Source organism: Spongiimicrobium sp. 3-5 (genome assembly GCF_046557915.1).
Lineage (GTDB): Bacteria > Bacteroidota > Bacteroidia > Flavobacteriales > Flavobacteriaceae > JBHEBG01.
This window is the reverse complement of the sequence record NZ_JBHEBG010000002.1, coordinates 82227-96761: the sequence shown is the minus strand read 5'-3', so window position 1 is coordinate 96761 and position 14535 is coordinate 82227. Positions and strand designations below refer to the sequence as shown.

At 40.0% G+C, this 14535-nt stretch carries 17 protein-coding genes; 11 read left to right on the top strand and 6 right to left on the bottom strand.

Going from position 1 to position 14535, the window contains the following annotated elements; translation table 11 throughout:
* The first annotated feature begins 29 nt into the window (after positions 1 to 29).
* The 6 genes from ACEQ81_RS08610 (at position 30) to ACEQ81_RS08585 (ending at position 5500) form a co-directional block, all read left to right on the top strand.
* Entirely contained in the window at positions 30 to 1460 is a 1431-nt protein-coding gene (locus tag ACEQ81_RS08610; protein ID WP_411030473.1) for an amidohydrolase, read from the top strand.
* A gap of 26 nt (positions 1461 to 1486) precedes the next feature.
* Entirely contained in the window at positions 1487 to 2452 is a 966-nt protein-coding gene (locus ACEQ81_RS08605) for an SMP-30/gluconolactonase/LRE family protein (protein ID WP_411030472.1), read from the top strand.
* A 6-nt stretch (positions 2453 to 2458) separates the two neighbouring features.
* Positions 2459 to 3034 (top strand): sugar O-acetyltransferase, encoded by a 576-nt coding sequence (locus ACEQ81_RS08600; RefSeq protein ID WP_411030471.1) that lies wholly within the window; start codon positions 2459 to 2461, stop codon positions 3032 to 3034.
* 65 nt (positions 3035 to 3099) lie between these two features.
* On the top strand, positions 3100 to 3693 hold the full coding sequence (locus ACEQ81_RS08595; protein WP_411030470.1) for a hypothetical protein: 594 nt from the start codon (positions 3100 to 3102) through the stop codon (positions 3691 to 3693).
* 313 nt (positions 3694 to 4006) lie between these two features.
* Positions 4007 to 4450, top strand: a complete 444-nt coding sequence (locus ACEQ81_RS08590) for a VOC family protein (RefSeq protein ID WP_411030469.1) — start codon at positions 4007 to 4009, stop codon at positions 4448 to 4450.
* A gap of 51 nt (positions 4451 to 4501) precedes the next feature.
* Positions 4502 to 5500, top strand: coding sequence for a pirin family protein (locus ACEQ81_RS08585; RefSeq protein WP_411030468.1), 999 nt, complete (start codon positions 4502 to 4504; stop codon positions 5498 to 5500).
* Between the two features lie 28 nt (positions 5501 to 5528).
* Here ACEQ81_RS08585 and ACEQ81_RS08580 read toward each other — a convergent pair whose 3' ends face one another.
* From ACEQ81_RS08580 to ACEQ81_RS08565, 4 genes are all read right to left on the bottom strand, one after another.
* Entirely contained in the window at positions 5529 to 5852 is a 324-nt protein-coding gene (locus tag ACEQ81_RS08580) for a GNAT family N-acetyltransferase (RefSeq protein WP_411030467.1), read from the bottom strand.
* A gap of 185 nt (positions 5853 to 6037) precedes the next feature.
* Positions 6038 to 7345: a UDP-N-acetylglucosamine 1-carboxyvinyltransferase gene (murA, locus tag ACEQ81_RS08575; RefSeq protein WP_411030466.1), complete on the bottom strand. Its 1308-nt coding sequence runs from the start codon at positions 7343 to 7345 to the stop codon at positions 6038 to 6040.
* Positions 7346 to 7360: 15 nt separating this feature from the next.
* On the bottom strand, positions 7361 to 8014 hold the full coding sequence (locus ACEQ81_RS08570) for a DUF4290 domain-containing protein (RefSeq protein WP_411030465.1): 654 nt from the start codon (positions 8012 to 8014) through the stop codon (positions 7361 to 7363).
* A gap of 86 nt (positions 8015 to 8100) precedes the next feature.
* Complete coding sequence (locus ACEQ81_RS08565) at positions 8101 to 8388, bottom strand: DUF493 family protein (RefSeq protein WP_411030464.1); 288 nt, start codon at positions 8386 to 8388, stop codon at positions 8101 to 8103.
* 187 nt (positions 8389 to 8575) lie between these two features.
* On the opposite strand from ACEQ81_RS08565, the gene ACEQ81_RS08560 reads away from it, so the two are divergent.
* The 5 genes from ACEQ81_RS08560 to ACEQ81_RS08540 all read left to right on the top strand — a co-directional run bounded on the left by ACEQ81_RS08560 (position 8576) and on the right by ACEQ81_RS08540 (position 13104).
* Positions 8576 to 9139 carry an AAA family ATPase gene (locus tag ACEQ81_RS08560; protein ID WP_411030463.1) on the top strand — a complete coding sequence of 188 codons (564 nt, stop codon included), beginning with the start codon at positions 8576 to 8578 and terminating at the stop codon, positions 9137 to 9139.
* On the top strand, positions 9139 to 11040 hold the full coding sequence (locus tag ACEQ81_RS08555; protein WP_411030462.1) for an ATP-dependent DNA helicase RecQ: 1902 nt from the start codon (positions 9139 to 9141) through the stop codon (positions 11038 to 11040). The genes ACEQ81_RS08560 and ACEQ81_RS08555 overlap by 1 nt, the downstream gene beginning before the upstream one ends.
* A complete protein-coding gene (fmt, locus tag ACEQ81_RS08550) occupies positions 11018 to 11986 on the top strand; it encodes a methionyl-tRNA formyltransferase (RefSeq protein WP_411030461.1) in 969 nt (322 codons plus the stop codon). Before ACEQ81_RS08555 ends, fmt begins: the two co-directional genes overlap by 23 nt.
* A gap of 171 nt (positions 11987 to 12157) precedes the next feature.
* Complete coding sequence (locus tag ACEQ81_RS08545) at positions 12158 to 12430, top strand: HU family DNA-binding protein (RefSeq protein ID WP_411030460.1); 273 nt, start codon at positions 12158 to 12160, stop codon at positions 12428 to 12430.
* A gap of 113 nt (positions 12431 to 12543) precedes the next feature.
* The gene (locus tag ACEQ81_RS08540) at positions 12544 to 13104 is read left to right on the top strand and encodes a YqgE/AlgH family protein (protein ID WP_411030459.1); all 561 of its coding nucleotides are present in this window, start codon (positions 12544 to 12546) and stop codon (positions 13102 to 13104) included.
* On the opposite strand, the gene ACEQ81_RS08535 is transcribed toward ACEQ81_RS08540, so the two are convergent.
* Together ACEQ81_RS08535 and ACEQ81_RS08530 are read right to left on the bottom strand one after the other, a co-directional pair.
* Positions 13097 to 13966 (bottom strand): aminotransferase class IV, encoded by an 870-nt coding sequence (locus tag ACEQ81_RS08535; RefSeq protein ID WP_411030458.1) that lies wholly within the window; start codon positions 13964 to 13966, stop codon positions 13097 to 13099. The two genes, ACEQ81_RS08540 and ACEQ81_RS08535, sit on opposite strands and share 8 nt — an antisense overlap.
* 53 nt (positions 13967 to 14019) lie before the next feature.
* Complete coding sequence (locus tag ACEQ81_RS08530; protein ID WP_411030457.1) at positions 14020 to 14403, bottom strand: START-like domain-containing protein; 384 nt, start codon at positions 14401 to 14403, stop codon at positions 14020 to 14022.
* Positions 14404 to 14535: the final 132 nt, after the last annotated feature.

The window sequence follows — 14535 nt, the reverse complement described above, 5'->3', positions numbered from 1 at the left end:
AAATCCTTATAATAGCTAATTCGATCGAGATGAAAAAAAGAATGACTCTGGTATTGCTGCTGATGTTTACCACGCTGGTATCGGCACAAAAAATGAATAATAACAAAAAGGCCATTTTAGCCTCCGTGGAAAAACACGAAGCGGCTCTAATAAAAATAAGTGATTCTATCTGGGCTTTGGCAGAAACGGCCTTTGAAGAACATAAATCGGCCGAAATTCTTGCAAATTATGCCGAAAAGAACGGTTTTAACGTACAGCGAGGTGTTGCTGGTATGCCTACTGCTTTTGTTGCTACCTATGGCTCGGGTGCTCCGGTAATCAGTGTTTTGGGAGAGTTTGATGCCCTTCCGGGTATCTCACAGAAAGCCGTTCCCACAAAAGAACCACTGCAAGATGGGGCAGCAGGTCATGGATGTGGGCATAATCTTTTTGGTGCAGGTAGTTTAGGTGCGGCCATAGCCGTAAAAGAACTAATAGCACAGGGCAAACTAAAAGGTACGGTCAAATTTTTTGGAACGCCTTCAGAAGAAAAATTCTTTGGAAAAATATGGATGGTACGCGAAGGCCTTTGGGACGGGGTAGATGTAAACCTTAGCTGGCACCCAAGTGCTGCAACCAAAGCCGACGTACAAAGTTCTTTGGCTCTTGTAGATTTTAAAGTGGAGTTTTTTGGGCAAGCCGCGCATGCATCAGCAGATCCGTGGAATGGCAGAAGTGCCTCTGATGCCTTGGAACTGTATACCACAGGGATCAATTACTATAGGGAGCACATTAAACCCACCGTGCGAATACATTATCATATACAAGATGGCGGACAAGTAGTTAATGTAGTCCCCGATTATTCCAAACTATGGGTACGTGTCCGCGATACCAAAAGAAGCGGAATGATGCCAGTGTATGAACGTGTTCAAAAAATGGCAGAAGGCGCTGCTATAATGGCCAATGTAGATTATAAGATTTCCTTAATATCCGGTATCTATGAGGTATTGGTGAACCGTGCTGGCGGTGAGATAATGCAACAAAATTTGGAGTTACTGGGAGATATATCCTATACCGCAGAAGAAATTGCCTTTGGAAAAAAGATTCAGGAAATTACCGGAAAACCGCAAGTAGGCATGGACGCCTCCATTAATCCATTGGAAGAGACCAAGGAACACCCCGGGGGTGGTTCAACAGATGTGGGTGATGTAAGTTGGAACGTGGCAAATATTAATCTAGGGGTAACTACCGCACCAAAAGATACTCCATGGCACTCTTGGGCAGTTGTGGCCTGTGGCGGAATGAGTATAGGGCATAAAGGAATGTCATATGCCGCCAAAGCCATGGGAATGACCATGGTTGATCTTTTTGAGAACCCAAAATTGGTAGAAAAAGTAAAGACGGAATACAAAGAACGTAAAGGTAGCGAGGTCTATGAAGCCATTGTACCAGAAGGTCCACCGCCTATTGGAACAAACTAATAGTACTGCAGCAACCTCAGTAATTTATGCAACCTTACGCATTTGAAAAGCTTATGAAAAAACTGGCTTTTGTCTTCGTATGCTTTCTTTTCTGTGGTTGCCATGCACAAACCAAACTCATAACCATTGATTATGATAAGGCCCTGATTCCCGAAGGAATTGCCGTGGATTCCCTTACCAATAAAATCTATCTTAGCAGCATTTATCGGAAAAAAATCATTGAAACCGATCTAGTCTCGGGCAATAGCAAAGACTTTATAGATTCTATCCAGTACGGTTATAAAGGGGGTATTGGTATTACTATAAAGGACAATAAACTGTTCGCCTTAGGGGCTCAAAAAAAAGATAGCCTCTGGAGCTCCATTTTATTGGTCCTTAATTTGGACAACGGCGCATTGGTAAATAAATATTTGCCAAAACCTTTGGACAACCAATTGATGAACGATTTGGCGATTGGTCCTACCAATGACATTTACATTACCGATACGGAGCAACACCTAATCTATAAATTGCAATACCCGGAAGGAAACATTGAACCGTTTCTAGAAGATGAGCAGATCAAGTATCCCAACGGTATTGCCATTTCTGATGATGGTAATACCCTTTTTGTAGATTCATGGACTACAGGATTAAGAATCATAGATCTAAAAACAAAAAAAGTTCTAAATGTAAAAAGTGAAGAGACCCGGGGAATTGATGGGCTAAAGTACCATAACGGCTCGTTGTATGCCATTAAAAATGCAGGGAGCAAGGAAACTCACGGAATATATAGAATAGCTCTTAACGAAGCGCATTCAGAAATTAAAGGTATTGTTCCCCTGCTGGTAAACCATCCAAAAATGAACCTTCCTACCACGTTCGCCATAAGTGATGGATATCTATACATTTTGGCTAATAGTCAATTACTGAACTTAAACCAAGATAACTATACCCTTGTGGATGAAAACAATTTGACCAATACGTATATATTAAAGTTAAAAATAGATCAATAGCCAAAGATGACGGAAAAGGAGAAAATGCTTGGTGGCTTCAACTACAATTCTAGAGATCCAGAATTGTTGAGCATGTATACTAAGGCAAGAAAACTATTACAGCGATATAATCAGTTAGAGGCTATGGATGGTGAGGAGGCCCAAGAGATATTAACCCATTTGCTGGGATATAAAGGGGAAAGTGTCTGGGTGAACGCACCTTTTTTTTGTGATTACGGGGAAAATGTTTCCATTGGTGCACATACTTTTATAAATACCAACTGTATTTTCTTGGACAACAATAAAATCACCATTGGAAAAAACGGGCTTATCGCACCATTTGTGCAAATCTACACGGCGGGCCACCCTTTAAAGGCATCGGAACGAAGTGCTAAAACTGGTGGCAATACGGGGAGTTATATCACTTTTACCAAGCCGGTGACTATTGGGGATAATGTTTGGATCGGCGGTAACACGGTTATTATGCCGGGTGTTAACATAGGCGACAATACCACTATTGGTGCCGGATCAGTGGTTACCAAAGACATGCCGGCCAACGTGTTGGCCTTTGGCAACCCTTGTAAGGTTATCAAAACATTGTAAAAATTTTGCAGTGATTTAAAAGAAACGGCAGCAGCCGATAAGGAAACATCCCCTGTAAAAAAACTATGAAACATTTACTTGCAATCCTATCCATAACCTGTTTTATTCTGGTATTCCTTTCTTGTTCTAACAAACAAAAAAATAAAACTACACCCCAAAAGCCTGGCATGGAGTGGCGCACAATAACAGTCAATAATACATACAGTATTTCGTTGCCCAAGTACATGAAGGAAACCAAAAACTTAAACAAAGATGCCTCACTACAATATCAAAACATTGACAAGCAGCAATTTTTGGTAGTACTAAGTGAGTCCAAGCCCGCCCTTAGCGCTCTATTTAAGGAAACGAACCAATGGCATAACAACAAATCGGTCTTACAGAATTACAGACGGGTGCAAATTAAGTCGTTGAAGCAAAATATGAAGGTCCACGATCTATCTAAACCCAAACCGGCCATAGTTAATGGTTTGAATGCCGAAATTATATCAATAGATGGTCTAGTAGGCGAAGCCAGCCATGCTATTGCCTACACTTTGGCCTTTATAGAAGACAAGGAAGATTTATATATGATAATGATATGGACGGCACAAGACCAAAAGATCGCACTAAAAGAGGATCACGACTTTATCATTTCTTCTTTTACATCCTTACAATATTAAAATGACGCTATTTTCAAATTATTGATTAACAACCCTAAGGAAATTGTGTTGGAAATGACCAAAACTCCTTGCCAAATGTTAGCGGTGATAAGGTTTTATTGAGCCTATTATGCCCGTAATTACTAAGATTGTAATAACCCACTGTTTAAATAAGGGTGTGAACCAACAACGTGGGCACCTACCGTAAAAACACTGTTTGCAATTAGGAATATGCGCCCTATCTTTAGGTGTTGTTAAAGCGAACCCCGTAAAGCGGTTAACGAAAGAAAAAATAGTACAACCTCAAAAAATTAATGTGAAAAACGATTAAAAAATGAAAAACATCTTTTTTAGTATACTACTTATTTCCTGCTCCTTTGTAAAAGCACAGTCTTTCGACTTTCAGTTCGACCATTTAAGTGTGGTGGTAACTGATTTGGAAAAAAGTGCATCGTTCTACGGAGATATTTTAAAACTTACGGAAATACCTCATCCCGAAAAAAAACCAGGTTTTAGATGGTTTTCCGTGCATGGTAATTCCCAAATTCACCTTATACGCAAAGATAGTATTGTCTTTAAGAAAGATAAATCTATACACCTATGTTTGGCGACCCAAGATTTAGATGGATTTATAGCGCACTTAACTGCAAACAATATTGCCTATTGGGATTGGCCCGGAAAAGCAAGTTCTGTAACCAACAGAGCGGACGGTGTACGTCAAATATATATCCAAGATCCGGACCAATATTGGATAGAAATAAATACAGCCGGGCATTGAACTTGGAGTAAATCAATTTCTAAAAGTTTAATAAGTACCAACATTTAAGTTATGAAAGATTCCATAAAAAATATTTTTACTCTTGGATTTCCTTGGCAAACCCAAGACCCATTTCTGTTTTCCGTGTATCATTTGGATCATTACCCAAAAGGCAATGAAGACATGGGGCCTGCCGATTCTTTAGAAGGAAGGAATTTAGGGAACGATTTTACTATTAAAGACGGCTGGCGAATGTATCATGGCCATACGGTACCGGGTTTTCCTGCTCACCCGCACAGAGGTTTTGAGACCATCACTATAGTAAACAAAGGATATTGTGATCATTCTGACTCTCTGGGCGCGGCCGGTAGATTTGGCGAAGGCGATGTACAGTGGATGACAGCAGGTAGTGGGGTACAACATTCAGAGATGTTCCCTTTGTTGAAAACTGAAGAGGAAAATCCGCTAGAGCTTTTTCAGATTTGGTTAAACCTTCCCAAAGCAGGAAAGTTCGTAGACCCGCATTTTGCGATGTTATGGCATGAAACCATACCCATCGTGGAAACAGCAACTGCCAAAGTGAAGGTAATTGCCGGTACTTTTTTGGGAACAGATGCACCTAAACCCGCACCCAACTCCTGGGCGGCCGATTCGGAGAACGAAGTAGCCATTTGGAACATACATCTAAATGCTGATGAAAAATTTACCCTACCGCCGGCCAAAACCGATGTCAACAGAACCTTGTATTATTACGAAGGCGATCAGGTTACCATCGCTGGCCAAAAGGTAATTCCAAATCAGGGGGTGGAACTTGGTTCCTTGCAAGAAACCACCTTGGAAAACGGTAACAAGAAGTCGCATTTTTTATTGCTACAAGGAAAGCCCATCAATGAACCCGTAGCCAAATATGGGCCTTTTGTAATGAACACTGATGTGGAGATACAACAGGCTATGGACGAATATAGGCTCACACAATTTGGTGGTTGGCCTTGGCAACATAGCGATAACGTTCACCCTAGGAACAAGGGACGTTTTGCCAAATTCCCCGACGGTACTTTGGTTGAAAAATAAGAATGTGCTGTTGTTTAAGTTTTTAGTACTAAGCAATGGAATAACCCGGTGCCAGGATGCCGGTTGCCCTTGTTGGATGTCTTTTTAAATAGGCGGCAACAAAAGGACACAAGGGAGCCATCTTTAATTTAGATTGCACAATAAAATCCAACACTTTAGAAACCATGGCACCCCCTACCCCCTTTCCTTCAAGACCCTGGGGTACTTCGGTATGGGTTAGGTAAATAATTTGCTGTTTGGAAATGATGTACTCCACAAAAGCCACTTTGTCCTCTATATGCATCTCAAATCGCTTTTTTGGATCGGACACATTATTGATAAGTGTTAAACCATCCCATCTGCTATCTGCCATAATTAAAATTTTAAAAAGTGCCATGGGGAAAAGTCTAACAACCATTTCAACCGTGGTTCTGCACCTCTGAAACCGTGGATTCCCTTTTTAAATCTTGAAGGTAACTCCCATTACTTAAAAATAAGCTATTGTAATCCTATTTGCAATAGGGTGCTTGTGAAGTAAATGTTACGAATATTTGGTCTCTATACCCTTACGATCTTAGCACCAATAGCACGCAATCTAGTATCGATATGTTCATAACCACGATCTATTTGCTCTATGTTGTGAATTGTAGAGGTACCTTTTGCGGATAGCGCGGCAATTAGCAGGGATACACCTGCTCTAATGTCGGGAGAAACCATGGTTGTTGCCTTTAGGGTAGATTTGAAATCGTGCCCCATAACAGTAGCCCTATGGGGGTCGCACAAAATAATTTTGGCGCCCATATCAATGAGTTTATCTACAAAGAATAAGCGACTTTCGAACATTTTCTGATGTACCAACACCTCGCCCTTGGCCTGTGTGGCAACCACAAGAATAATACTCAATAAATCTGGAGTAAGTCCTGGCCATGGAGCATCTGCTATCGTTAATATGGAACCATCTATAAAATTCTGGATCTTATAACCATCGTTGTGCGCCGGAACAAAGATATCGTCGCCTATACGTTCCACAGTAATCCCAAGTTTTCTGAATACGCTGGGAATTTGGCCAAGATCGTCCCAACTTACATTTTTAATCTTAAGCTCGCTTTTGGTCATGGCTGCAAGCCCTATCCAACTGCCTATTTCAATCATATCGGGTAGCATGGTATGCTCCGTACCATTTAGCTCCTCTACTCCCTCAATATGGAGCATGTTAGATCCGATGCCGGTAATTTTTGCACCCATCCTATTAAGCATTTTACATAATTGCTGTAGGTAGGGTTCGCAAGCTGCGTTATAAATGGTGGTCTTGCCTTCGGCCAAAACAGCAGCCATAACAATATTTGCCGTTCCGGTTACCGAAGCCTCGTCGAGCAACATATAGGTACCTGTAAGCTTTTTGGCCTCCACACCATAAAAGTGTTCTTCTTTATTGTATCTAAATTTGGCACCTAGATTTATAAAGCCTTCAAAATGCGTGTCTAGTCTACGTCTACCAATTTTATCGCCCCCGGGCTTTGGTATGTATCCCTTGCCAAAGCGTGCCAACAAAGGACCTACAAGCATAATAGAGCCTCTAAGCCCGCGGCCGTCTTCTTTAAATTGGGCAGACTGTAAATAGTCTAGGTTAACATCATCTGCCTTAAACGTATAGCTACCGGGCCCTTTTTTTTGGATTTTGACCCCGAGGTCCTCCAATAGTGAAATAAGCTTGTTTACATCAACGATGTCCGGAATGTTGTTTATGGTTACTTTTTCAGCAGTTAGTAACACTGAGCAAAGTATTTGTAAGGCTTCGTTTTTGGCACCCTGAGGGGTAATTTCACCATGGAGTTTATGGCCGCCATCAATTTTAAATGTTCCCATTTAAGGTAGCAAAAATTAGTACCGCTTTTTACCGCGGTTATTGTTTCTTTGGTTCTTTTTGTTGGTATTGTTGCGGTTGGACTTGGTAGGTCTGTTTTTTAGAAATTGTCCACTATCTGTAAGGTTTTCACCTCCTGAAGCCAAATCTATTTTACCTTCGCTTAGCTCATAAAGGTGCTTAAAAATTGCCGAGTCCTCTACAGTATCCTTGTTCCAATTAAGATAACACTTCTTCATATGGTTGGCAATGGCATATTCCAAACCGGCCCTCATGTCTCCTTTTTCCCAACCTATGGCCACATCAATCATACGTTTTATGTTATTACCATAAAAACGATATTTAGGAAAATTCTGTGGATACCCCAATGGTTCTGGCCTCTGTTGAAGCACTTCTTTACTGGTAATTGGAAAAGGTGATTCTACATCCAATTTAAAATCGGACATAATGAACAACTGATCCCACAGTTTATGCTGAAAATCTGGCACATCCCGAAGATGTGGCTGAAGGTTTCCCATTACACTTATAATGGACTTTGCCACCCTATTGCGTTCTTCACGATCGGCAATGGATACGGCATGGTCTACCATTTTCTGAAAATGGCGCCCGTATTCCGGAATAATCAGCTTTGAGCGCTCAGTATTATATTCTAAGTTTTCTACTAGATTCAAATTGAAAAATTTATGCTTAAAATTATTGCTAAGGAAGTATTCTTATAAAGGCTGCAAAATAGCAAAATTATGGTAGAAATACTATTTTATAGTGATATTACCCCTTTAACCTCTCCTACTTCCTTGTATTTTTTGATAACGGCATCGGGACCGTTAAGGTTTACAACGACAGAAATACTTGTATATTTCCCCTTTTTTGACTTTTTAGATTCGATTACCGCTCCGGTATTATCAAAGATCTTGGTAATCTGATCTATTTTCTCTGCCTCAGTGGGCACTATAAATTTATAGAGGTAGTCCGATGGCCAGCTGTTGTTTTGATCTAACTGCGCCCTAAGTCTGGTATAAAATTCTTCGGATTTTTCGGTATCCATATAGTCCTTTTTTACAAATATAGAATAAGCACTTTAATTTTTTTCCCAAAATGGATGTTTGATCCAATCCGAGGGTCTTAATTAACAAAATATTGACGATTTAGGTCATAGGCCCAAACCATATTCTTACATTTTGTAGTATATAGTACAGGTTTCCTTACTTTTGTACGTACAAGCACTTTATATATTGAATCAGGAAAGAATTGTAGTCTCCGGTGGCCCCGGAACCGGAAAAACCTCAGTGATCTTAGCCCTGGAGGCCTCGGGTTTTTTTTGCTTTCATGAGATTATCCGAAGTATGACCCTTAAGGCCAAAGAGGAAGGAGATACAAGTAGTTTTGCATCTAACCCCATTGCAAGTGTCAGTGATCCGTTACGCTTTAATCAAAGAATTTTGGATGGTAGAAGAGATCACTTTCTTAAAGCCACCGAAGTAAAAGAACCTTTTGTTTTTTACGACAGAGGTCTTCCGGATGTGTTGGCATATATGGATTTTTTTGATCAGTCTTACGAAAAAAACTTTGTAACGGTCTGTGAAGAACATACCTATGACAAGGTATTCTTATTACCCCCTTGGGAAGAAATTTACGTATCGGACAACGAGCGTTTTGAGAGCTATGAAGAGGCCATTCTCATTCACGATTGTTTGGTAAGTACCTACCTTAGGTTTGGGTATAGCCCACTTATAGTCCCCAAGGGAAGTGTTAAGGAACGGGTTACCTTTGTTTTGCAACAAATAAAAAGCGGATAGTGCTGCACCACCCACAAGAAATCTTGCAAAAATATTGGGGTTTTTCAACCTTTAAGGGTTCCCAAAAGAAGGTTATAGATGCCGTTTTAGAGGGAAAAGACGTACTTGCGCTTTTGCCAACAGGTGGTGGTAAATCTGTTTGCTACCAAATTCCTGCCTTAAGTATGGACGGTATTTGTATAGTGGTCTCCCCCTTAATAGCCCTTATGCAAAACCAGGTAGATACCCTTCAAAAAATGAACATAAAGGCCATAGCATTGACAGGGGGAATACCAGAGAATGAACTTATTGACCTTATGGATAACTGTCTGTATGGCAATTATAAATTTCTATACCTATCGCCCGAAAGATTACAACAAGAGCTTGTCAAAGAGAAGATTTTACGCATGAAGGTAAATCTTGTGGCCATTGATGAAGCGCATTGTATTTCTCAATGGGGAAACGATTTTAGACCGGCCTACCTGCATTGTGCAGAACTACGGGAAATTTTGCCAGAAGTTCCCATGATGGCCCTTACCGCAACGGCTACGGCCAAAGTTGCCGCAGACATTGTAGACAATCTGCGTTTGCAAGATACACTTACCGTAAAGGATTCATTTGCAAGAAACAACATCGCTTTTAAAGTACTCTGGGAAGAAGATAAGCGATATCGTTTAAAACAGCTTTGCCAGCAGACTACAAAAAGTGGTATCGTATACGTAAGGACCAGAAGGTCGGCAGAGGAAATGGCTCGCTTTTTGAACGAAAATGGCTGTGCCGCAACTTTTTTCCATGGTGGCATTCCTAAAGGGGCCAAAGACGAACGCTTGCAAAAATGGCTTGCCAACGAAATACAGATCATGGTGGCTACCAACGCCTTTGGAATGGGTATTGATAAACCCGATGTGCGACTGGTAGTACATTATCAAATTCCGGACAGTTTGGAAAACTACTTTCAGGAAGCGGGTAGAGCGGGTAGAGACGGTAAGGCCGCTGAAGCCATTTTGGTTACCAATGCCACGGACGAAACCCAAGTGAGGAATCAATTCCTTAAGATATTGCCTACCATAGATTTTTTAAAGCTCACCTATAAGAAACTCAATAATTACTTTCAAATTTCCTATGGGGAAGGTAACGACGAGAATTATCCCCTTAGTTTCAATACCTTTTGCGAGGTTTATCAATTGAATCCTATGCTTACCTATAATAGTTTAAGGATATTAGATCAAAATTCGGTCATCGCCCTTTCCGAATCTTTTTCCCGAAAGACTACGGTACGGTTTATTACCAAAAAAAAATACTTTTTTCAATATTTGGATCACAACAAAAGGATAGCGCCATTAATACAGACCTTATTGCGCACCTACGGGGGGGTGTTTGATTACGATACAAAAATAAACACCCTACTGTTATCAAAAAAGGCAAATGTAGCCGAGGAAAAAATACTGGAAGTTTTGGAACAGCTGCAAAAAGATAATATCATAACCTACAAAGCCCAGCATAATGATCTAGAAATAACCTTTTTGGTTCCAAGGGAGGACGATAAGACCATCAACGTTTTTGCAAAACAGGTAAAGGAGCAGCAACAAGTAAAAATTAATAATGTCGAAAGCATGCTTACCTATATAAAAAATGACAAAATTTGTAGGAACAGGCAATTATTGGGCTATTTTGGTGAGAAAAACAAAGAAGAATGCGGAAAGTGCGATGTTTGCGAACGTAACCAAAAGGTGGTAGAGGATGTGCAAAAAGTTATTGCACAAGACCTTCTTAAACTCTTGGAAGAATCGCCCAAAACCTCTCGATTATTAATCGAGTTGCTTCCGTACAAAGAAGCGGTGATCTTGGAAATTTTAAAACAATTATTGGAAGATGAGAAACTTTATGTAAACGAAAAAAATGAATACGAACCCATTAGATAACAGGGAATTGCGCATCGTTTTTATGGGCACTCCAGATTTCGCCGTCGCTACTCTGGATCTGCTTGTCCAAAGTCCGTTCCAAGTGGTAGGCGTAATTACTGCGGCCGACAAACCTGCGGGCAGAGGGCGTACTTTGCGCGAATCTGCTGTAAAAAAATATGCTGTGGCCAATACAATACCAGTGTTACAGCCCACCAACTTAAAATCTGAGGCCTTCCTTGAAGCTTTAAAAGCTTTAAACGCCAATCTACAAATTGTGGTGGCTTTTAGAATGTTGCCCCGGGTTGTATGGGAAATGCCAAAATACGGTACTTTTAATTTACATGCTTCCCTATTACCCAACTACAGGGGTGCGGCCCCCATTAATTGGGCCATTATGAACGGAGAAACGGAAACTGGGGTTACCACATTCTTCATTGATGATAAAATAGATACCGGTGAAATTATACTTCAGAAACAAATTGACATCTCCCTAGAAGATACGGCAGGGACTTTGCACGACAAACTAATGGCTCTTGGAGCGGTTTTGGTTTTAGAAACAGTGAAACGTATAAAGGACAATTCAGTAACTACCCAAAAGCAGACGGCCCATATAAAATTAAGAACGGCCCATAAAATACATAAGGATACCTGTAAAATAGATTGGGAGCGTCCATTAAAGGAAATTTACGACCATATTAGGGGGCTAAGCCCCTACCCTGCCGCATGGACTTACCTCTACAATGCATCGGAACCTCTTTTTTTAAAAATATATAGCGTACGCATGGAAGAGGAAGAACACACACTAAAAGAAGGGAGTTTACTACACACCAAAAACGAAATGAAAGTGGCCGTTAAAGGAGGGTTCTTAAATCTTCTGGAAATACAATTGCCAGGAAAAAGAAGAATGAAAACCAGGGAAATACTAAATGGCTTAAAACTTGCCCCCTCCGCATATATTAGCTAAAGTCCCACTAACAAGGGGCTGGGAGAAGTCTTAAAAACTGTGCACTTTATCAACAAACGTTTCAAGTTATCAACAAAAACGGTGATTTCCCTTGATTTTACTTGTGTTAACCGCAAATCCGTATAAATTTGTTTCAGCATTCAAATTATTTTAACAAAATTTAATTAAATTATGAACAAAACAGAATTAATCGATGCAATGGCAGCTGACGCTGGCATCACAAAAGCCGCGGCAAAAAAGGCATTAGAATCTTTTTTAGGGAATGTAGAAGGATCTCTTAAAAAAGGTGGTAGAGTGTCTCTAGTAGGTTTCGGATCTTGGTCCGTATCTAGAAGAAATGCAAGAGAAGGTAGAAATCCGTCTACAGGAAAAACTATCCAGATTGCAGCTAAAAATGTTGTTAAGTTTAAAGCAGGAGCCGATTTAGGCAAAGCGGTAAACTAATCCATAGTTCCACAATACAGTAAAAGCATCCGTCTTAACGGATGCTTTTTTATTGTTACACTTTTTGGTTTTTATAAGAATTGTCTTATTTTTAAAATTCTTACTATCCGGTCATGGTCATTTTAAAGCCTAAAAAAGGCAAACTTTTAATAGCAGAACCCACACTTACAGGGGATGTATCCTTTAATAGATCCGTTGTATTATTGGCAGAACATAACGAGGAGGGATCCGTAGGATTTATTCTTAATAAACCTTTGGACTATAGTATTAATGACCTTATTACAGAAATTGAGATACCTTTCCAAGTCTATAACGGAGGGCCAGTAGAGCAAGATAACCTTTATTTTATCCATAAAGTACCCCATCTGATAGAAAATAGTATTGAAATATCCGATGGTATTTATTGGGGCGGAGATTTTGAAAATACCATAGAGCTTATCAACAAAAAAGTAATTACCGATAAAGATATACGGTTCTTCTTGGGATATTCTGGATGGGAATCCCTTCAATTGGATCAGGAATTATCATCCAAATCTTGGATTGTGCTTCCTAATAAGTATGAGAGCGGTATTATCCATAAATCTACTAACGCTTTTTGGAGAGAAAATATGATGGAACTTGGCGGCAATTATCTGTTATGGTCCAATGCTCCGGAAAACCCCAGCCTTAATTAGTACTCCCTATACTTTTTAGTTGAGCATTTACGTCAGTATTTAGCATATTCAGTAAGGCAGTTGCAACTTGGGTAGCGTATTTCTTTTTTCTATATTGGGTAACCGATTGTACACCAATAACAGTATTGGTAATGAACATTTCATCAACTTTTTGCAGTTCAAAAGGAGAAATAGAAGCTTCCTCCATAACATAGTCCCCACTTTTGAGCAATAGCGCTACCAACCGTTTTCTAATAATCCCATTTAGGCATCCATCTTGCAAAGGAGGTGTCTTTATTGTATTACCGGTTACTAGAAAAACATTGCCGTTTAATGCCTCCACAACTTGTTTTGAGTTGTTCAAAAGCAAACAATTATCATAACCGTTCTCCTTGGCAAAAATACTACCTACTACGTTCAAGGCCTTATTGTTGGTCTTAAGGGTAGACAATATATCCTGATTTACATAAAAATCCTTAAAAAGTTCTACCTCATAGGCCGCTGTATTAACTACATAGTTTGCGGTTTTCAATGGTACAACCTCAACAACAAAAGAAACGTCGTTGGTTTTGGGTAGGTAAAGACCCCCTGGGTTTCTAAAAACCGTAAGACGTACACGTGCGGCAGCTTTTTCCAACCCATTGGCGGTAACGGTATCATGAATTTGTTGTTCCAAAAATTCCATGGTAAAATTCATGGGGATTTCCATGCGTAACATGCGCATAGAAGCCATTAGCCTTAGGTAGTGGTCTTCCCAAAAAACGACTTTTCCGCTCAGTACCCTTATGGTCTCAAAAAGGGCATCCCCATAGCGCAGTCCCCTATTGGTATGGTTTAAGCTATTTTCCTCTCTTGGAAGTAAGTTTCCGTTATAGTTCACCATAAAAAAAGCCTTGAAAAATTCAAGGCCAAATATAGGGTTTATTGCAGAGAATCTTAAGTAGAACCTAATACCTGTTTTAGATCGGATACTTGGTTTTCCCAAAGCATTTTAGCTTCGCTAACTTCGTCCTCTTCCGCAAAATCGGTAATGAACAGTGAAACGTCTTTGGTAATTTCGTCTACAATGATTTTTAGCTCAAAATAACTATCGTCTTCCTGTTCTACCCATGCGAACTTTACAAATTCGTCACTTTTTCTTTTCAGGAGCTTAGCCTCTTCTTCGGAACCGTCCCAAATAAAACTGAACATCTCCCCCCTTGAGTTTACGTTATCCGCAAACCATTCCGAGAGTCCAGAAGGCGTGGATAAATATTGATACAGTAACTGTGGTGAAGATTGAATTACAAACTCGAGTTCATATTTAATTTTGTCGCTCATTCCAAATTTGTTTATAACGGACAATATATATATTTCTACATGATAAAAAAACAAAACCCAAAATAATATTTTGCTTGGCTAATTTTGACAGAGCGGAAATTAAACTTTATATTTGCAGCCGTTTAAAAATGC